At 60.9% G+C, this 17,961-nt stretch carries 16 protein-coding genes; 2 read left to right on the plus strand and 14 right to left on the minus strand.

Annotated features, from left to right (window positions below; translation table 11 throughout):
• Positions 1 to 260 precede the first annotated feature (260 nt).
• From thiO to ASC85_RS23320, 7 genes are read right to left on the minus strand one after another with little or no spacing between them, the layout of a single operon-like run.
• Positions 261 to 1,361: a glycine oxidase ThiO gene (gene thiO, locus ASC85_RS23290; protein WP_057451565.1), complete on the minus strand. Its 1,101-nt coding sequence runs from the start codon at positions 1,359 to 1,361 to the stop codon at positions 261 to 263.
• A 55-nt stretch (positions 1,362 to 1,416) separates the two neighbouring features.
• A complete protein-coding gene (locus ASC85_RS23295) occupies positions 1,417 to 1,815 on the minus strand; it encodes a type IV pilin protein (protein WP_057451566.1) in 399 nt (132 codons plus the stop codon).
• A gap of 11 nt (positions 1,816 to 1,826) precedes the next feature.
• Positions 1,827 to 4,928: a pilus assembly protein gene (locus ASC85_RS23300; protein WP_057451567.1), complete on the minus strand. Its 3,102-nt coding sequence runs from the start codon at positions 4,926 to 4,928 to the stop codon at positions 1,827 to 1,829.
• Positions 4,915 to 5,409 (minus strand): pilus assembly PilX family protein, encoded by a 495-nt coding sequence (locus ASC85_RS23305; protein WP_057451568.1) that lies wholly within the window; start codon positions 5,407 to 5,409, stop codon positions 4,915 to 4,917. Before ASC85_RS23305 ends, ASC85_RS23300 begins: the two co-directional genes overlap by 14 nt.
• Complete coding sequence (locus ASC85_RS23310; protein ID WP_057451569.1) at positions 5,406 to 6,122, minus strand: PilW family protein; 717 nt, start codon at positions 6,120 to 6,122, stop codon at positions 5,406 to 5,408. Before ASC85_RS23310 ends, ASC85_RS23305 begins: the two co-directional genes overlap by 4 nt.
• Positions 6,119 to 6,580: a type IV pilus modification protein PilV gene (pilV, locus tag ASC85_RS23315; protein ID WP_057451570.1), complete on the minus strand. Its 462-nt coding sequence runs from the start codon at positions 6,578 to 6,580 to the stop codon at positions 6,119 to 6,121. Before pilV ends, ASC85_RS23310 begins: the two co-directional genes overlap by 4 nt.
• On the minus strand, positions 6,577 to 7,050 hold the full coding sequence (locus tag ASC85_RS23320) for a GspH/FimT family pseudopilin (protein WP_057451571.1): 474 nt from the start codon (positions 7,048 to 7,050) through the stop codon (positions 6,577 to 6,579). The genes pilV and ASC85_RS23320 overlap by 4 nt, the downstream gene beginning before the upstream one ends.
• Positions 7,051 to 7,170: 120 nt before the next feature.
• Between ASC85_RS23320 and ASC85_RS23325 the strand changes: the two genes are divergently transcribed.
• Positions 7,171 to 7,710: a GspH/FimT family pseudopilin gene (locus ASC85_RS23325; protein WP_057451572.1), complete on the plus strand. Its 540-nt coding sequence runs from the start codon at positions 7,171 to 7,173 to the stop codon at positions 7,708 to 7,710.
• Here ASC85_RS23325 and ispH read toward each other — a convergent pair.
• From ispH to murJ, 6 genes are all read right to left on the minus strand, one after another.
• Positions 7,664 to 8,611 (minus strand): 4-hydroxy-3-methylbut-2-enyl diphosphate reductase, encoded by a 948-nt coding sequence (gene ispH, locus ASC85_RS23330; RefSeq protein ID WP_057451573.1) that lies wholly within the window; start codon positions 8,609 to 8,611, stop codon positions 7,664 to 7,666. The two genes, ASC85_RS23325 and ispH, sit on opposite strands and share 47 nt — an antisense overlap.
• 135 nt (positions 8,612 to 8,746) lie before the next feature.
• Positions 8,747 to 9,184, minus strand: coding sequence for an FKBP-type peptidyl-prolyl cis-trans isomerase (locus ASC85_RS23335; protein ID WP_057451574.1), 438 nt, complete (start codon positions 9,182 to 9,184; stop codon positions 8,747 to 8,749).
• The gene (gene lspA / locus ASC85_RS23340) at positions 9,177 to 9,689 is read right to left on the minus strand and encodes a signal peptidase II (RefSeq protein WP_014340279.1); all 513 of its coding nucleotides are present in this window, start codon (positions 9,687 to 9,689) and stop codon (positions 9,177 to 9,179) included. Before lspA ends, ASC85_RS23335 begins: the two co-directional genes overlap by 8 nt.
• A complete protein-coding gene (ileS, locus tag ASC85_RS23345) occupies positions 9,682 to 12,513 on the minus strand; it encodes an isoleucine--tRNA ligase (RefSeq protein ID WP_057451575.1) in 2,832 nt (943 codons plus the stop codon). The genes lspA and ileS overlap by 8 nt, the downstream gene beginning before the upstream one ends.
• A 13-nt stretch (positions 12,514 to 12,526) precedes the next feature.
• A complete protein-coding gene (ribF, locus tag ASC85_RS23350; protein ID WP_057451576.1) occupies positions 12,527 to 13,465 on the minus strand; it encodes a bifunctional riboflavin kinase/FAD synthetase in 939 nt (312 codons plus the stop codon).
• Positions 13,466 to 13,594: 129 nt separating this feature from the next.
• On the minus strand, positions 13,595 to 15,133 hold the full coding sequence (murJ, locus tag ASC85_RS23355) for a murein biosynthesis integral membrane protein MurJ (protein WP_057451577.1): 1,539 nt from the start codon (positions 15,131 to 15,133) through the stop codon (positions 13,595 to 13,597).
• 254 nt (positions 15,134 to 15,387) lie between these two features.
• Here murJ and rpsT point away from each other — a divergent pair, with 254 nt between their 5' ends.
• The gene (rpsT, locus tag ASC85_RS23360; RefSeq protein ID WP_003185593.1) at positions 15,388 to 15,666 is read left to right on the plus strand and encodes a 30S ribosomal protein S20; all 279 of its coding nucleotides are present in this window, start codon (positions 15,388 to 15,390) and stop codon (positions 15,664 to 15,666) included.
• Positions 15,667 to 15,912: 246 nt separating this feature from the next.
• Here rpsT and ASC85_RS23365 read toward each other — a convergent pair whose 3' ends face one another.
• Complete coding sequence (locus ASC85_RS23365) at positions 15,913 to 17,949, minus strand: toxin-antitoxin system YwqK family antitoxin (protein ID WP_057451585.1); 2,037 nt, start codon at positions 17,947 to 17,949, stop codon at positions 15,913 to 15,915.
• Between the last annotated feature and the right edge of the window lie 12 nt (positions 17,950 to 17,961).

Here is a 17,961-nt window from a genome sequence, read left to right on the forward strand (position 1 = left end):
CTGGGAGCCGATAGGAACGGTGCTGCTGAACCCGGATCGGGAACAGCAGACCGAGAAAAAAGCGGCATAGCAAAACGGTTGACGCGACAACTACCTTGAAAAACGCCGGGGGCAAGAGCGTTTTGCTTACTTTTGCGCTTTTCAAAAGTGAGCCGCCGTCAGGGCGGAACCCTAAGCAGCCGTTACCGCAGCAATGGATATGTACTCGATCAACACACCGCCATCGCAAGCAAACTCGCTCCCACAGGAAAAACCGAACCTTACAACCGCCCCGCCGGCGCATACGGCGCAGGATCGATCACCGGCTCACGCCCTAACATCAAATCCGTAAACAACTGACACGACGCAGGAGCCAAGACCAGCCCATTGCGATAATGCCCACAGTTCAGCCAAAGCCCAGCAACCCCCGGCACCTCGCCGATATAGGGAATGCCTTCAGGCGAGCCAGGCCGCAACCCAGCCCAATGCCCGACCACCTCGGCGCCCGCCAGCGCCGGAATCAACTGCTGCGCCGAAGCCTTCAGGCTCTCCAACGCAGTATCGGTCGGGGTCTTGTCGAAGCCCTCACGCTCCAGCGTACTGCCAACCAGAATATGCCCATCACGACGCGGAATCGCATAACGCCCCTTGGCCAGGACCATGCTCGACAGAAAATCCGACGCGCACTTGTACAAAATCATCTGGCCCTTGACCGGCTCGACCGGCAACTTCAAGCCCAAGGTCTTGAGCAACTCGCCACTCCAGGCACCTGCAGCCAGTACCACCTCATCACCACGAATTTCTCCGGCAGAACTGTGCACGCCCACCACACGCCCACCCTCGCGAATGAACCCACTGACTTCGCAATGTTCATGAAGCGTGACGTTCGGCATCGCCAGCAAGGCAGCCTTGAGGGACTTCACCAATCGGGGATTGCGCACGTTGGCCACGTCGGCCATGTAGATCGCCCGGGAAAAACCCGCGCCCAGCACCGGCACGGCATCATGGACAGCCGAGATATCCACAGCCCGCATCGGGCGGCCTTCCCGCTCGGCCCAGGCCAGCGCTTCGTCCTGATCGTCCAGGTCCAGCCAATACAGACCGGTGACATGCACTTGCGGATCGACCCCGGTCGCGGCGAACAAACGCTCGCCCAGCTGTGGATAAAAATCCTGCGACCAATGGGCCAGCGCCGTGACCGCCGGGCTGTAGCGCCAGGGGTACAACGGCGACACGATACCGCCGCCGGCCCAGGACGATTCCTGGCCGACACTGGAACGGTCCAGCAACACCACACGCTGTCCTTCGGACGCCAGATTGAACGCCGTCAGCAGGCCAATGACTCCGCCGCCGACAATCACCACTTGCTGTTGCCTGGTCATGTTCTGATTCGACTCATAAGACAGAGGGCGCAAGGCTGCACCCGAAAAAAGATACTCAGCGGCCCCAGCAATCCTTGGCGGTCATCCCGGCGGCATTCTCGACGCTTCGCACCCCGGTATTGGTGATTCTGAAGTCACCGCATTTATCCGTGGCCATGGACGAGCCACTCTTGCGCACAGCGGTCAGGATGAAGCTCTGGTCCGTCAATGTCTGGGTAATGGTATAGAAATCGTTGCCTCCGCTCAGGCCGGTCGCATTGGTATAGACGTTGTTCTTCGAGTAGTAGCGCTCGAGAATCTGCGCCTGCTCCGATAACAGCCCGGCGATTTCGGTCCGCCGGCCCTTCTTCATGTATTCGGTCAGGCTCGGATAGCCGACGGTGATCACGATACCGATGATCGCGATCACGATCATGATTTCGATCAAGGTGAAACCTCGGTTGGATCTGCGCATGCCTTGCCTCTTCATTGTATTTGTCGCCACATGATGCGGCGGCTGCCGCCCACGGATTTTTCCAGCAGCTCGGTGATGTTGCCGCTGGAGTCGTTGACGATCATGTTGGTGGCCCCGCTGGCGCTGACGACGGCGCTCAAGGTCGGGATCCCCCCCGTGAAGACCACCCCGCTGGAAATCGTATCGGAACTGTTGAGAGTGCCGTCACCGTTGGTATCGAGCACCGCATAGTTGAGCATCTTACCGTTGAACGCATCCAATTCGATCAGTTTGCCGGTACCGAAGCTGGCGCAAGGGTCGGTGGTATCGACGGCGGCCGTAGTAAAGACCACGCGCCCGCTCACCAGATTGGCCGGGTTGATCACTCGCTCCCCGGTCAGCACATTGTTATATACCAAGGGCAGATACCAGCCCTTTTGCGACGGATAAGCCACGTCGGTCTGGCTGGTGGTCACGAACTGCCCTGAGCTGCCTGAAAACACACCCGTGATCGACTGGGCCTGCAGGCTAGACACAGTGATTTGCCCTCCACCGCCAGTGGCGTCCCAGATCGAATAGAACGCTTGCAGATCCTTGTTGAGCTTGTCGGCCGCTTCGTTGAACTTGCCGGTACCGAAAAACACCTGGGTGCCGCCCTGGGGGTTGGCCGCCAGCAGGGGCTGCACGGTGATCGGCTGGGTCGCGCCGCCGGGGGCGGTGAACAATGGTTGGCCGGCAAACGCCAGTCCCCACGCGGTGGGTGAAGTGCCGCTGAGGTCGAATTTCCACATTCGTCCTTTCAAGTCGCCACCGTACGCGGCCTGCACCACATTCTGGGAGTTGACCCGCAACTTGACCGACGACAGGCCGTTATCGGTCTCACTGCTGTTGACGACGATTTTGCGGATAAGCGAACCGTCGCGGATATCCACCACGTACAACGCCGCCACGCCGCTGTTGCTGCCATAGCCGTTGGCGATGAACGCCGCCCAGCGACCGTCCGCCAGGCGCGCGACTTCAGGGCGTGCGTAGGCGTAGCCCAGGTCATTGAGGGCGTTGGTCGTGTTGGCAACGGTTGGCGCACTGATTTCCCACAGCGCCCGAAACGCATTGCCTGCCGCCGCATCGAACAGTTGCACCGCGAAGAACGTTTTTCCCCCCGCCCCCGTGCCGCCCAGGGCTACGGTCTTCCAGGCACTCCCAGATTGCACGTCGAATGCACCGACCTGTCCATCCACCAGAAACTTGTGGCTCACGCCGTTGATGTAGTTGGTGTCGGCGATGTCCTGCAACGAGGGCAGCACGTTCGAAGGCATGTAGGCGTAACGCCGCGTGCCGTTTGCACTGTTGATGACACTGAAAAAACCATCGTTGCCGTTCACCACCAGGCTGGTACTCATGTTCGTCGCCTTGGTCGCCAGATAGGTGCTGTAGCTGGTGTCGTTGAGCAGGTCCGCAGCGGTCTGGTCATTGGGCGATGCCAGCACCAGCGGCGAATTGATAATGTCCCCCAGCAACGCGCTGCGCACCTTCAGGCCGGTTTTGTTGATGCCCTTGCTCCACTCCACCAGGTCATTGCCGGTGATTCCCGTAGGCAGGTTCTGGCTGAGGCTGGTTTGCTGGGCCGGGGAAAAGTTGCCGTAGGCCAGGGTCACCGGCACGTTGGTCGCGGTGTTCCAGGACTGATAGATCGGTGCCGTCGCGCCGGGCACGATGGCGGTGTCGGTGGTCCACTGCACCGCTGCCGTGTTGACCGTGCCCGCCGTGGTGAAGCCGAACGCCCGGATGGTGCCACGCCAGTCCTTGGGGTCATAAGTGGTCTGGTAGTAACTGGAGGTGCTCGACAACGTGGCGGCGTTGGTGGTGCCGCCGCCCCCGGAGCCGGCCTTGGAGGTGATGTCGCTCAGGGCAGAGGCCAACGCCGAGTTCAGGCCCTCGCTGTCGCTCGCCGGATAATACTTGCCCGTCCCGTAACGGGCAGCGTCGGACAACATCTGGTTGGTGACGGCAAAACCCACGGTGTAGGTATTGAGGTATTGCCTGGGAAAATCCGTGGCGTTCCAGCTCTTGCCCGTGGCGTCGGTGCCGGTGGAGCGCATGTCGATATCGAAGGCGAACTTGGCGATGTCGTCCAGGTAAAGCGTGTCGCCCTCCGCATTGCCGAGAGGATCGGCACCATCGTTGTTGCTGATCCCATCCCAATTCGGCAGCCGGGTGCCGCCCAGCGGGTCGTTGGTGGGGAACGTCCGGTCATAGGTGGGCAAGCCGTCGGTGATCACTACACCGAAGTTTTTCTGGCAACGGTACTGGATCGGGCTGGTGTAGGTGGCGGGCGTTGCATTGTAGTAAGGCGCCATGCCCCTGAAATAGCGGGTGACTTCGTAATAGCTTTCCGCCAATGGCGTGTTCGCAACGGCGCCCAAGCCGTTGATGGCGTTGATCAGGGCGCTGTAGTTGCTGTTGGCCTGGGTCTGGGTCACGCTGCCGCTGACCGGCGACAGGTCGCTGATGGCACGAGCGATGTAGCCCCCTGGCCCGGAGTTGCTGCTGTTAGGCGGGTTGAACGTGGCGAGGCCGATACGCAAGGCACGATTGCTGGCAACCAGGTCGTTGGACACATCCCGCGCCACGTTGATTCGATAATCGTTGGGAATCGTGCCAGTGGTGAAATCCCGGCTCGAGCCGTTGGCCAGGGTCACCAGATACGCCAGGTATTTACCGGTGTAACGGGTATTGCCGCCTCCCACCGGGTCTGGCAACCGAAGGCAGACCCGCCCAATGCCGGGTCGATAGAAACCGTACCAGCCAGACGAGCAGCCGCCACGCAACAGGCCCACCAAGAGGATGTTCGAATCATCCAGGTCCAGCTCATACCTGTCGTTACAGTTGTTACTGGCGCTGCAGGCATAAGTGCGCGTTTGCGCCGCCGCCGGATCAAACCCCGCCGCCCAGATAATGTTGTTCATGCTCCCCGAATCATCGATCAGCAGCATGACGTTCGGCGTGACGGCAGCCGCACTCAACAGCGGTGAATCCGAAGGCGTGAACCCATAGGCCGGGGTCATCAGATAAAGGTTGAGCAACACCCCCCACAACATCGCTATCCAGCCACGGCGAGCCTCAGTATTTCGCATAGATGCTCTCCACCACGCTGCGCTGGTTATTGCCCACCACCGCCACCGCCGTGATCCGGTACAGCGTCGCCGAGGTATTGACCGGCACGTTGACCGCCGCGAGCGTAGTGCCGATGTTCTGCACGCCATAGAACCCGCCGGCAGCGGCAACCCACAGCACCCCCGAAGATGAATAACGTCCTGCCACGTTAACGGTCGCCGACTCAGGCGGCGGCGCGCATTGGATGGTGGTGGTACAGGCTGGCAAGGAATAGGTCTCGACCTGCACCGCACTCTCACCCATCCTCAGCGCAGCCTCGGCAATCTGGAAGGACTGGTTGCGCTGCATGACGCTGCTGGTCATTTTTTCCTGGAGGGTAGCGCTCTGCATCGACGACAGGCCGATCAGCGTCAGCAGCAACAGGAAAACCAGGCTGACCAGCAGTGCCATGCCACGCTGGCGATGCTTGAGATCCATCGAGCTCATCGATCGCTCCCTCATAGAAGCCGGTTGCGCAAGGCGGCAACCACATTGAAGGTCTGCTCGCGCACCGTGTTCCTTGGATCAAAGAGCGTCAGGCTCAGGCGCACGCTGCGGATCAGTGCCGGATCTGCCGGGTTGCCGGTGTAGCTCGACGCTGCGATGTCCGTGGCGCTGGCAGCTACGCCAAAGGTCACGTCGAACGCCCGCACGTTGTCCACCAGCACCGACAGAGTCGGCGGATTGGCGGTGCCGCTGCCCAGCAGCAATTGGTTGTTGTTGAAGCTGTAGACCAGTCGACGGATCGGGAAGGCCAACTGCCCCGCCGCTGGCACCCGGGCGTTCGAGTAGGCCGTCGCCGAGGTACGGCAATCGGAGACGACGGTCCAGGTCGGCACGCTACCGCCACTCCCAATGTCCGCGGTGACCAGGGTCAACCTCCGGTTGGCGTTATCCCAACGGATTGGAGTGGTCTGGCTGGCCGCGAAACTGTTATCCGTTGAGGCATCGATGACGGTCGCCAGACAGCCGAACATGCCCACCATGCGAATTTCCTGGACCATTTTGCTCAAGGCAAACCGCGCGTCCTCCTGAATCACCGCGGCGGCATTCTGGCTGACGTAGGTATTTTTGGCGGCAATGAAAATCTGCACGACACCCAACACGACGATCAGGCTGAGCACCAGCGCGATCATCAACTCGATCAGTCCGAAACCGCGACTGTGCCGGTTCATGGCGTCGTTCCTACCGGATCGACGGCGACGCGGCTGGTCAGCACAAAGCTGCGCCGCGCCTCGGCCGCGTCGGTGGTGTTGGCGGCCCGGGCGTCGTCCCAGGAAATGGTGATGGTGTAGACCCGCTGGTTCAGTGCAATGGTGCCGGTGGCCGTGGCTCCGCCGAAGGCGATGATATTGGTCTTGAAATCGTAGAGGTCCTGGTCGCGGGCCACGTTGAGGTTCGGCGAGCTGGGCGGCGTAATGGTGTAGTCGGCGCCGGAGTTGGCGCGAATGCGGTCCAGCAGGTCGTAGGCAATGAAGCTGGCCTGGCTGGTCATGCGCGAACTGTCGGTGTACTTGAGCGCATTGAGCTGGATCATCGCCGCCCCCAGCAAACCGACGCCGAGAATCAGCACCGCCACTAGCACTTCGATCAACGTCATGCCGGCCTGCGCCCTTTTACTGCAACCCTTCATCCGCAACTTCCACCCAATACGATTCTTCCATTGAGGCAAACACTCAGCGTCCTGCTCTGCGCCCCGCGTACATAATTGAAACTCACCGGCGTGGCCGGTGCCGACAACCCGCCGAGGTTGTTGAAATCAATGCTGGTCACTTCTGAGGTTAGCGTCAGAGTCGAGCCGCTGCTCATTGCTGGAACAACCCGCAATACATTGGCCAGCGAGCCAGTACTGTCATAGACCGTCAGTTCGCCGCTCCAGACGCTACCCTCGGTCGAGGGGCGAATTCGCGTGGTGATACCACGGTCGATCGCCTCCATCCGGGTAAAGTTCAGCGCCCGGCGCAAGTCGTCGATCTCGGTGTCGGCCTTGGTGCTCTGCAGCGCGCCGGTGAATGAGGGCACCGCCATGGTGATCAGGATCAGCAGCACGCCAAGGGCCACCAGCACCTCGATCAGCGTGAAACCTTTTGTACGAAGATCCATCGATGCCCTCCGTTGCCGTCGGCTATACCTGCCTCTACACGCTAGAACAAACCACCGCCGTGTGTGCGGTTGTTTCTGTTCACGGCGCTCGTCGTTTTCGTACTCCAGGGAGGAGACGTCATGTATCAACAGGGTTTCAGCCTGATCGAACTGCTCATGGGACTGGCAATCGCCGCAATTGTTCTGCCGTGGGCCGGCGCAAGCTACAAAGAGCTGATCGAATCCATCGAACGCGAGGACACCGCGCAGTTGCTGATCAGCGGGTTGCGCATTGCCCGCGGCGAAGCCATCACGCGTAACCGCAGGGTATTGATACAAGGAATAGACAATGACTGGGGCAAGGGTTGGCGGATCATGCTGGATAACAAGGAAAAAACCTTGCTGATGGAACGCCCCGCCAGCGCTCGCGTGGTCGGCAACCAGCCAATGAGACGCAGGGTGAGGTTCGGCAGCCAGGGGGAAGCCCTGCACCCCAGCGGCGCCTTCCAGGCCGGCAGGCTGCATGTCTGCGCCAAACGCGAGCCGGTCAGCCACCATCAAGTGATACTGGCGCCCTCCGGCCGCGTCCGCCTGGAAAGCGTCGAGGCCGAGCAGGCGCTGTGTGAGAAAGGACTTAAAGCAAGGAGCGCACGCGCAGCTCTTTCGGCATCGAGAACGTGATGTTCTCCTCGCGACCGGCCAGTTCATCGGCACCGATTGCGCCCCAGGCCTGCAATTGCTGGATCACGCCGCGCACAAGCACTTCCGGCGCGGAAGCACCGGCGGTGATGCCGATGCGCTCGACGCCATCGAACCAGCTGCGTTGCATGTCCTCGGCACCGTCGATCAGGTAGGCCGGGGTGGACATGCGCTCGGCCAGCTCACGCAAGCGGTTGGAGTTGGAGCTGTTCGGGCTGCCGACGACCAGCACCACATCGCATTCGTCGGCCAGTTGCTTGACCGCATCCTGACGATTCTGGGTGGCGTAGCAGATGTCATCCTTGCGCGGGCCGCCAATGGCCGGAAAGCGCGAGCGCAGGGCGTCGATCACACGGCTGGTGTCGTCCATGGACAGGGTCGTCTGGGTAACAAAAGCCAGGCTCTCAGGGTTGCGAACCTGCAAGGCCGCCACGTCTTCTTCGTCTTCGACCAGGTAGATCGCACCGCCGTTGCTGGCATCGTATTGGCCCATGGTGCCTTCGACTTCCGGATGGCCTTCATGGCCGATCAGGATGCATTCACGACCATCACGGCTGTAGCGCGCCACTTCGATGTGCACCTTGGTCACCAGTGGGCACGTCGCGTCGAAGACCTTCAGGCCACGGCCGGCGGCTTCGGTGCGTACTGCCTGGGAAACCCCGTGGGCGCTGAAGATCACGATGACGTCGTCCGGCACCTGGTCCAGTTCCTCGACGAAAATCGCCCCGCGACTACGCAGGTCTTCGACGACGAATTTGTTGTGGACCACTTCGTGGCGCACGTAGATCGGCGGCCCGAAGACTTCCAGGGCGCGGTTGACGATTTCGATCGCCCGGTCCACACCGGCGCAGAAGCCACGGGGGTTGGCGAGTTTGATTTGCATGCTGTGCCTCGTGTCTGTGGGAGCGAGCCTGCTCGCGATGCGGTGGGTCAGTCAACTCGACGGTGGCTGTAACTCAGCCTTCGCGAGCAGGCTCGCTCCCACAGGTATTGTGGGAGCGGTAATTGCCGTTAACTCTTAAACCGCCTTGACCTCAAGGATTTCCACCTCGAAGTTCAAGGTCTTGCCCGCCAGCGGATGGTTGAAGTCCACGGTCACCTGGACGTCGTCGAAAGCCTTCACCACACCCGGCAGCTCGGTATTGGCCGCGTCGTTGAAGATCACCAGCAGGCCCTCAGACAGTTCCATGTCCTGGAACTGGGAGCGTGGCATGGTCTGCACGTTTTGCGGGTTGGGCTGACCAAAGGCGTTTTCTGGCGGTACGATCACGGTGCGCTTGTCGCCGGCCTTGAAGCCGAAGATCGCCGCTTCGAAGCCTGGCAACAGGTTGCCGTCACCGACCTTGAACACCGCTGGAGCCTTGTCGAAGGTGCTGTCGACGGTGTCACCGTTTTCCAGGTACAGGGCGAAGTGAAGCTTCACTTCAGTGTTTTGAGCGATACGCTGCTCAGTCATGGACGGCTTCTCCGGTTTTCTTGCTCTTGAACATGTCCAGGGCGAGCATCACGGCGCCCACGCTGATGGCACTGTCGGCAAAGTTGAACGCTGGGAAATACCAGCGGTTCTGCCAATGCACCAGGATGAAATCAATGACATGGCCCAACGCGATGCGGTCATAGAGGTTGCCCAAGGCACCACCGAGCACCAAGGCCAGCGCCACGGCCAGCCAGGTCTCATTGCGCCCCAGGCGCTTGAGCCAGACCACCAGCACGGCGCTGACCACGATGGCGATCAGGGCGAACAGCCAGCGCTGCCAGCCTGAGCTGTCGGCCAGGAAACTGAACGCCGCTCCGGTGTTGTAGGCCAAGGTCCAGCTGAAGTAGTCGGGAATGATCACGATCTGCTGGTACATCGTCAGCGAGTTCTCGAAGTAGTACTTGCTGGCCTGGTCGATGACCAGGACCAGCACACTCAACCAGAGCCAGCCCAGCCGCCCGAAGCGGCCCGCTGCGTTAGGCATAATGACGAACCTCACCGGTGCCGCTGATATTGTCCACGCAACGACCGCAGATTTCCGGATGCTCCGGGTTCACGCCGACGTCTTCACGGCAGTGCCAGCAACGGGCGCACTTGGTGTGGTTCGACTTGACGATCTTCAGCTTCAGGCCGCTGACTTCAGTGATCACCGCATCGGCCGGCGCCTGCACGAAAGGTGCAACGCTGGCGGTGGAGGTGATCAGCACGAAGCGCAGCTCGTTGCTCAGCTTGGCCAGATCGGCACTCAGGGCGTCTTCGGCGTAGAGCGTGACTTCGGCCTGCAGGTTGCCACCGACGGCCTTGGCCGCGCGCTGGATCTCCATTTCCTTGTTGACCGCCGCCTTGACCGCCATCACGCGATCCCAATACGCACGGTCCAGCTCGAAGCCTTGCGGCAGTTCGGTCAGGCCTTCGTACCAGGTGTTGAGCATCACCGATTCGTTGCGCTCGCCCGGCAGGTACTGCCACAGCTCGTCGGCGGTGAACGCCAGGATCGGTGCGATCCAGCGCACCAGCGCCTCGCTGATGTGGAACAGCGCGGTCTGGCACGAACGACGGGCCTTGCTGTTGGCGCCGGTGGTGTACTGGCGGTCCTTGATGATGTCGAGGTAGAAACCACCGAGCTCCTGCACGCAGAAGTTGTGGATCTTGGAGTAGACGTTCCAGAAGCGGTATTCGCCGTAGTGCTCCTGCAATTCGCGTTGCAGCAACAGGGTACGGTCCACGGCCCAACGGTCCAGCGCGAGCATTTCTTCGGCCGGCAGCAGGTCGGTGGCCGGGTTGAAACCGGTCAGGTTGGAAAGCAGGAAGCGCGCGGTGTTACGGATCCGCCGGTAGGCGTCCGCGCTGCGTTGCAGGATCTGCTCGGAAACGGCCATCTCGCCGGAATAATCGGTGGACGCAACCCACAGGCGCATGATGTCGGCGCCCAGGGTGTCGTTGACCTTCTGCGGCGCGATCACGTTGCCCAGGGACTTGGACATCTTGCGACCGGACTCGTCGACCGTGAAGCCGTGGGTCAGCAACTCGCGGTACGGCGCGTGATTGTCGATGGCGCAACCGGTCAGCAGCGACGAGTGGAACCAGCCACGGTGCTGGTCCGAGCCTTCCAGATACAGGTCGGCACGCGGGCCGCTCTCGTGGCCCATCGGGTGCGAACCGCGCAGCACGTGCCAATGGGTGGTGCCGGAGTCGAACCAGACGTCCAGGGTGTCGCTGATCTTGTCGTACAGTGGCGCTTCGTCACCCAGCAGCTCGGCGGCATCCATCTTGAACCAGGCTTCGATGCCTTCGGCTTCGACGCGCTTGGCCACGATTTCCATCAGTTCGACGGTGCGCGGGTGCAACTCACCGCTTTCCTTGTTCAAGAAGAACGGGATCGGCACGCCCCAGTTACGCTGGCGGGAGATGCACCAGTCCGGACGGTTGGCGATCATCGAGTGCAGGCGCGCCTGGCCCCAGGCCGGCACGAACTGGGTTTCTTCGATGGCCTTGAGCGAACGCTGGCGCAGGGTGTCGCCGCTGGTTGGCTGCTTGTCCATGCCGATGAACCACTGCGCGGTGGCGCGGTAGATCAGCGGGGTCTTGTGGCGCCAGCAGTGCATGTAGCTGTGTTCGATGATGGTGGTGTGCAGCAACGCGCCGACTTCGGTCAGCTTGTCGACGATGGCCGGGTTGGCTTTCCAGATGAACTGGCCGCCAAAGAACTCCAGCGACGGCGCGTATACGCCATTGCTCTGCACCGGGTTGAGGATGTCGTCGTTGACCATGCCGTATTTCTTGCAGGTCACGAAGTCGTCGACGCCATAGGCCGGCGCGGAGTGAACCACGCCAGTACCTGCACCCAGTTCCACGTAGTCGGCCAAGTATACCGGCGACAGGCGGTCATAGAACGGATGACGGAAACTGATCAGCTCCAGCGCCGAACCTGGCGCCGTGGCGACCACCGAACCTTCGAGGTTGTAGCGGGCCAGGCAGGATTCGACCAGCTCTTCGGCCAGCACCAGCAGCTTGTCGCCGACATCGACCAAGGCGTAGTTGAATTCCGGGTGGACGTTCAGCGCCTGGTTGGCCGGGATGGTCCACGGGGTGGTGGTCCAGATCACGATCGAGGCCGGCTTGGCCAGCTTGCCCAGGCCGAAAGCCGCGGCGAGCTTGTCTTCATCGGCGATCGGGAACGCGACGTCGATGGTCGAGGACTTCTTGTTCTCGTACTCGACTTCCGCCTCGGCCAGGGCCGAACCGCAATCGAAGCACCAGTTCACCGGCTTGAGGCCCTTGAACACGAAGCCGCCCTCGACGATTTTCGCCAGGGCACGGATTTCGCCGGCTTCGTTCTTGAAGTCCATGGTCTTGTACGGGTTGGCGAAGTCGCCCAGCACGCCGAGGCGGATGAACTCGGACTTCTGCCCTTCGATCTGCTCGGTGGCGTAGGCACGGCACAGTTCGCGGGTCTTGTCCGCGCCCAGGTTCTTGCCGTGAGTCACTTCGACCTTGTGTTCGATCGGCAGGCCGTGGCAGTCCCAGCCCGGGACATACGGCGCATCAAAACCCGACAGGGTCTTGGAGCGGATGATCATGTCCTTGAGAATCTTGTTCAGCGCGTGACCGATGTGGATAGTGCCGTTGGCGTACGGAGGGCCGTCGTGCAGGACGAACTTCGGACGATCCTTGCCAATTTCGCGCAACTTTCCGTACAGGCCAATGCTGTCCCAACGCTGCAGAATCTGTGGTTCGCGCTGAGGCAGGCCGGCCTTCATTGGGAAGGCGGTGTCCGGAAGGTTTAGCGTGGCTTTATAGTCGGTCATTTAAGGCTCTTCATTAGCGATTGGCGCTGGTTGCGACAAGGGCACGGGCGGCGGCGATATCTGCATGGATCGCCGTCTTGAGCGCCTCCAGAGAGGCAAAACGCTGCTCTTCACGCAGCTTATGGTGGAAAACCACCGTCAAACGCCGGTCATACAGATCGCCGGCAAAATCCAGAACATGTACTTCGAGGTGGGCCTTGCCATCCCCTTGGACCGTGGGCCGTACGCCGATATTGGCGACACCGGGCCAGGTCTTGCCGTCGATCTCGACACTCACCAGGAATACCCCGGTGAGCGGCACACGACGACGCTTGAGTTGCACGTTGGCCGTTGGCGTGCCCAATTGGCGCGCCAGTTTCTGCCCGTGCAGGATCCGCCCGGCAATCCGGTACGACCGGCCGAGCAAGCGCTCGGCCAATTCGAAGTCGGCAGCCGCCAGGGCATTGCGGACCTGGGTACTGCTGACGCGCAAGCCGTCCATTTCGACAGTCTGCGCCGCTTCGACGGTAAAACCATGGGCGATACCGGCTTGTTGCAGGTAGTCGAAATCTCCGGAGCGGTCACAGCCGAAACGGAAATCATCGCCGACTTCCAGATGCTTCACATCCAGACCGTCCACCAGGATGGTCTTGACGAACTCAGCAGCGCTGAGCTTGCTCAGGCGTTGGTTGAAGGCCAGGCACAGGACCCGGTCGACGCCTTCGGCGGCCAGCAATTGCAGTTTGTCGCGCAACCGGGCCAGACGGGCCGGAGCGGTATCCGGGGCGAAAAACTCCCGTGGCTGCGGTTCGAAGATCACCACGCAGCTGGGCACGCCCAACTCCAGCGCACGCTCGCGCAGTCGCGCCAGGATAGCCTGGTGGCCACGGTGAACACCGTCAAAGTTGCCAATAGTGGCGACACAGCCCCGATGCTGGGGGCGCAGGTTGTGGAGGCCTCGAACCAGCTGCATAACGCGCTTCTTGCTCATAAAGTGGCCGATTATAACCACACCCGGCGGCCGACGACAGGCAACACCGCACCCCAAAGTGATCGAACCGACAAAACCACTGCCCGGCCCGGGATTATCGGGGGCTTGCCCTCAGCTCAAGGCCTTGCGGTTGAAGTCACGCAGACGGAACCCCATCAACAGCAACATGCCGAAATACGCCACCACGCCGGCAACGACCAGCGCCCCCAGGCGCAGGAAACGCTCGAGCATCTGCCCTTCGCCCCAAGCCGGCATGAAATGCATCGCCCCCAGCAAAACCGCCGACATCACCGCCACGGCCACCACCAGCTTGAGGCCGAACTTGCCCCAGCCCGGCAGCGGCTGATACATCTTCTGCTTGCGCAACTGGTAAAACAGCAACCCGGCGTTGAGGCACGCGCCGGCGCTGATCGCCAGGGCCAGGCCGGCATGGGCCAACGGACCGATGAGCAACAGGTTGAACAACTGCGTCATCACCAGGGTGAAAATGGCAATTTTCACCGGCGTGCGAATGTTCTGCTGGGCATAGAACCCCGGCGCCAGCACCTTGATCACGATGATCCCGAGCAGGCCCACCGAGTAAGCGATCAGCGCACGCTGGGTCATCAAGGCGTCGAAGGCATTGAATTGACCGTATTGGAACAACGAAACCGTCAGCGGCTCAGCCAGGATTCCCAGGGCCAGGGAACAGGGCAAGACCAGCACGAAACACAGGCGCAGGCCCCAGTCGAGGATGCGCGAGTACTCCTGGCGGTCCTGGCTGGCGTAGGTCTTGGCCAAGGTTGGCAGCAGGATCGTGCCCAGGGCCACACCCAGCACGCCGGACGGCAATTCCATCAAGCGGTCGGCGTAATACATCCATGACACCGAGCCGGCCACCAGGAACGAGGCAAAAATGGTGTTGATGATCAGGGAAATCTGGCTCACCGACACCCCAAGGATCGCCGGCAGCATCTGCTTCATCACCCGCCACACGCCACTGTCGCGCAGGTTCAGCCGTGGCAGCACCAGCATGCCGATCTTTTTCAGGTGCGGCAGTTGATAGAGCAATTGCGCCAGGCCACCCACCAGCACCGCCCAGCCGAGGGCCATCACCGGCGGATTGAAATACGGTGTCAGGAACACTGCGAACACGATCATGCTGACGTTGAGCAGGGTCGGCACAAAGGCCGGTACGGAAAAGCGGTTCCAGGTATTGAGGATCGCCCCGGCCAGGGACGACAGGGAAATCAGCAATATATAAGGAAAGGTCACCCGCAGCAGGTCCGAGGTGAGCTGGAATTTTTCTGGCGTATCGGTGAAACCCGGGGCCGTGGCCCAGATCACCCAGGGCGCTGCGAGCATGCCGGCCGCCGTGACCAGCGCCAGCACCAGCGTCAGCAGGCCGGTGACGTAGGCAATGAACGTGCGGGTCGCTTCGTCGCCCTTCTGGCTTTTATATTCCGCCAGGATCGGCACGAAGGCCTGGGAGAACGCCCCTTCGGCGAAGATCCGCCGCAACAGGTTGGGCAACTTGAAGGCGATGAAGAAGGCGTCGGTGGCCATCCCGGCGCCGAATATCCGTGCGATCAACGTGTCGCGAACGAACCCCAGGACGCGGGAAAGCATCGTGATAGAGCTGACGGCGGCCAACGATTTAAGCAGATTCATGAAAAGAGTTTTTGCCTGTCGATAAACAGCAGGCGAACAACGCGCCCACTTGTGCGATACTCCGCGCCGCTAAACAGTGCAGAGCCAAAGCCCGCGAGTTTACAGGTCGCACGCCGGAAAGAAATCCTTCGGTGCGCAGCACCTGCCATTCAGCGGAACGTGTCACCCGCCCTTGACAAGACTTCAACTCATCGGCATGATTCGCGGCCTATTTTGTTTGCTATTTCCCAAAAAGTCTTTCGAGGAGCTCGACGGTGGCCAACACACCTTCCGCCAAAAAACGTGCAAAACAGGCTGAGAAGCGTCGCAGCCACAACGCCAGCCTGCGTTCCATGGTCCGTACCTACATCAAGAACGTAGTTAAGGCCATCGACGCAAAAGACGCTGAAAAAGCTCAAGCTGCTTACGTTCTGGCTGTGCCAGTTATCGACCGTATGGCCGATAAAGGCATCATCCACAAGAACAAGGCTGCTCGCCATAAGAGCCGTTTGAATGGCCACGTAAAGGCCCTGAACGTTGCCGCTGCTGCCTAAGCGACGCGCTCGTTAAAAAACCGACCTCAGGGTCGGTTTTTTATTGCCTGCGATTTAACCCCCTCCTTGCGGGAGCAGTGGATCAGCCTGCCTTAATACTGAATGCACCACCACATCGCGAGCAAGCTCAGCTCCCACATTGGCTCTCGGGCGCTGCATATCCACCGTTCACCACAGATCCCTTGTGGGAGCGAGCCTGCTCGCGATGGTGTCAGTGAAAACAGATATCTCCACTAAAGCCCTGCACTATTCCCCAAAATTGAAAACCAGCGGCTTGGGCGGAGGACAGCCTCCCGGCGGCGGGAAATTCTGCACGCCCGCCTGGTCGTAGCCGGTGTAGCAACCCACTATCTTGTCGCCCTTGAAGGTCATGCGGCGCTCAACCACACCTGTCGGGTAATAGTAGACCGTCTCCCCTTCGCGCTTGGCGTACGAGTAGTCCTTGTATTCGCGCCCCTCGACCGTTATCAGGCGAAAGCCCTGCTTGGCCTCGGAGAACTTCAACTGGCCATTGGGGTAGTACTCGTTATGAGTCACGCGATCATCAGGCCCCAACAACACCTCCCGGACCTTGCGCCCGTCCTGGGTATGGCGGGCGCTTTGCTCATTACCGAACAGGTAATCACTCTCCGAGTCGAAATGCCCGTCGTTGAAAGCCCCGCGCTGCTTGCCGCAAAGCTTGATACGGGTGTATTTCCCATCAGGCACGTGGCAATAGTTCCTGTCCGCGATCAACACCCCAGTCGCATCGAATGATTGCACGTTACCAATGGGCTCATCCCCCTCGTACGTCGCCACCGTATCGGGCTGACCATTGGGGTGATAGAGACGAAAGGCGCCTTCTCGCGAACCATGGCGCCATGAGATATCCGAAAGCAGCACGGCACCGTCATCGGTGTAGGTCAGCGCCCGCCCCTCGCTCTGGCCGTTGGCATAGTTGGCCGAATAGGTGAGCTTGCCATTGGCCGCATAGGTTTCTTTCAAGCCATCCAGCACATCCGCGCGGTAATGCTCGACGAGCCGCAACACACCCGCCGCATCCACTTCGCGCAATTCGCCTTGCTTCTTGTCGGCGACAAAATCCACAGTCTGGATACCACCGCCATCCATTCTCAAGGTCCAACGACCTTCCCGGACGCCCTGCACATAACGCCCCTCACCCCAAGGCATTATCCAGTCCCCGTGCTGCTGCCCCGCCACAAAATCGCCGCGCTGGACAACCTCCCCATGACGCACGCGCTCAGAAGGCCCGTCGAAATCACCGCGCTTGTAAGTATCGAAGCCGGACATCTGCCCCTCATCGTCGCGCACCTCGATCGTCCAGCGCCCCTCATAGAAATCGTCGACGATCATGCCCTTGGAAACCGTACCCCCATCACTGACGACCCACGCCCCCTGGCGCAGTCCATCCACATAGGTGCCGGTGGACGCGTAGCCCGACTCGTCGAATTCCGCCCACTTGCCCGACCTCTTGCCCTGGACATAGACACCCAGCGCCCAGAACCGCCCATTACCCAAGGCCGCCCAGGCCCCGTCCTCGGAGCCCTGGTACACCTTCGGATCGGTTTCCCAGGCCATCCTGCTGACACGATAGGCAGCGCCCACATCCTCGTCCTGAGGCGGCACACGCTCATAAGTCAGCGTGAGCCAGCGCCCCTCGCGCTGCTGGAAAGTCTTTTTGTAGGTGTCGCGATGAGGGTCCTCTGGCGGCTGCCCCACTGACGCCGGGACACCGTCAACGCCGAAGTACCCCACCAGCGTGCCACTCGCGGGCTGCAGCGTGTCGAACTCGGCGACACCGGTCTTGGGCAACACGGCGCTGTAATCGTAGGGCGGCAACTTGCCCAGCTCTTTCTGGACCAGCGCGGCAGTGAGGACCTTGCGATCAGCGGCGATACGATCCAATACCGGCTGCAACGTCTCGAGCCGGCGATACATACCGGCGGACGGCACGAAGCGATAACCATGAAGGGCATACTGCCCCTTTGCCCGCGACAGCACGACCAGCGTCTGGAGATCACTGTCGAGACTGGCGTAGAACACCGATTCGACACTCGCATCGCCATACCTGTCGAGCACTTGCGGGACACCATCCGGCGAATCACACAGGCATGAGTAGCCTACGACACCCTCGGCCTCGCGGATAAATGCCAGCGTCGCCCCACTCTCCTGGGAAGTTTTTATCAGCGGATGGGCCAGGGGTTTTTCGCTATAAAACGGCTCGGCCAAAGCCCCGACGGACACCGAACAACCCAATACGAACAGCAGCAAAAACGCACGCATACGAATCCCTTC

This window comes from Pseudomonas sp. Root401 (assembly GCF_001425105.1).
Lineage (GTDB): Bacteria > Pseudomonadota > Gammaproteobacteria > Pseudomonadales > Pseudomonadaceae > Aquipseudomonas > Aquipseudomonas brassicacearum.

Excerpts from the sequence above, each read along its gene's own strand:
- ASC85_RS23325 (WP_057451572.1), top strand. The coding sequence starts at position 7,171 with ATGTATCAACAGGGTTTCAGCCTGATCGAACTGCTCATGGGACTGGCA.
- ASC85_RS23310 (WP_057451569.1), bottom strand. The coding sequence starts at position 6,122 with ATGAACCGGCACAGTCGCGGTTTCGGACTGATCGAGTTGATGATCGCG.
- pilV (WP_057451570.1), bottom strand. The coding sequence starts at position 6,580 with ATGAAGGGTTGCAGTAAAAGGGCGCAGGCCGGCATGACGTTGATCGAA.
- lspA (WP_014340279.1), bottom strand. The coding sequence starts at position 9,689 with ATGCCTAACGCAGCGGGCCGCTTCGGGCGGCTGGGCTGGCTCTGGTTG.
- ASC85_RS23320 (WP_057451571.1), bottom strand. The coding sequence starts at position 7,050 with ATGGATCTTCGTACAAAAGGTTTCACGCTGATCGAGGTGCTGGTGGCC.
- murJ (WP_057451577.1), bottom strand. The coding sequence starts at position 15,133 with ATGAATCTGCTTAAATCGTTGGCCGCCGTCAGCTCTATCACGATGCTT.
- ispH (WP_057451573.1), bottom strand. The coding sequence starts at position 8,611 with ATGCAAATCAAACTCGCCAACCCCCGTGGCTTCTGCGCCGGTGTGGAC.
- ASC85_RS23335 (WP_057451574.1), bottom strand. The coding sequence starts at position 9,184 with ATGACTGAGCAGCGTATCGCTCAAAACACTGAAGTGAAGCTTCACTTC.
- ileS (WP_057451575.1), bottom strand. The coding sequence starts at position 12,513 with ATGACCGACTATAAAGCCACGCTAAACCTTCCGGACACCGCCTTCCCA.
- ASC85_RS23295 (WP_057451566.1), bottom strand. The coding sequence starts at position 1,815 with ATGCGCAGATCCAACCGAGGTTTCACCTTGATCGAAATCATGATCGTG.
- thiO (WP_057451565.1), bottom strand. The coding sequence starts at position 1,361 with ATGACCAGGCAACAGCAAGTGGTGATTGTCGGCGGCGGAGTCATTGGC.
- ASC85_RS23365 (WP_057451585.1), bottom strand. The coding sequence starts at position 17,949 with ATGCGTGCGTTTTTGCTGCTGTTCGTATTGGGTTGTTCGGTGTCCGTC.
- ribF (WP_057451576.1), bottom strand. The coding sequence starts at position 13,465 with ATGCAGCTGGTTCGAGGCCTCCACAACCTGCGCCCCCAGCATCGGGGC.
- ASC85_RS23305 (WP_057451568.1), bottom strand. The coding sequence starts at position 5,409 with ATGAGGGAGCGATCGATGAGCTCGATGGATCTCAAGCATCGCCAGCGT.
- ASC85_RS23300 (WP_057451567.1), bottom strand. The coding sequence starts at position 4,928 with ATGCGAAATACTGAGGCTCGCCGTGGCTGGATAGCGATGTTGTGGGGG.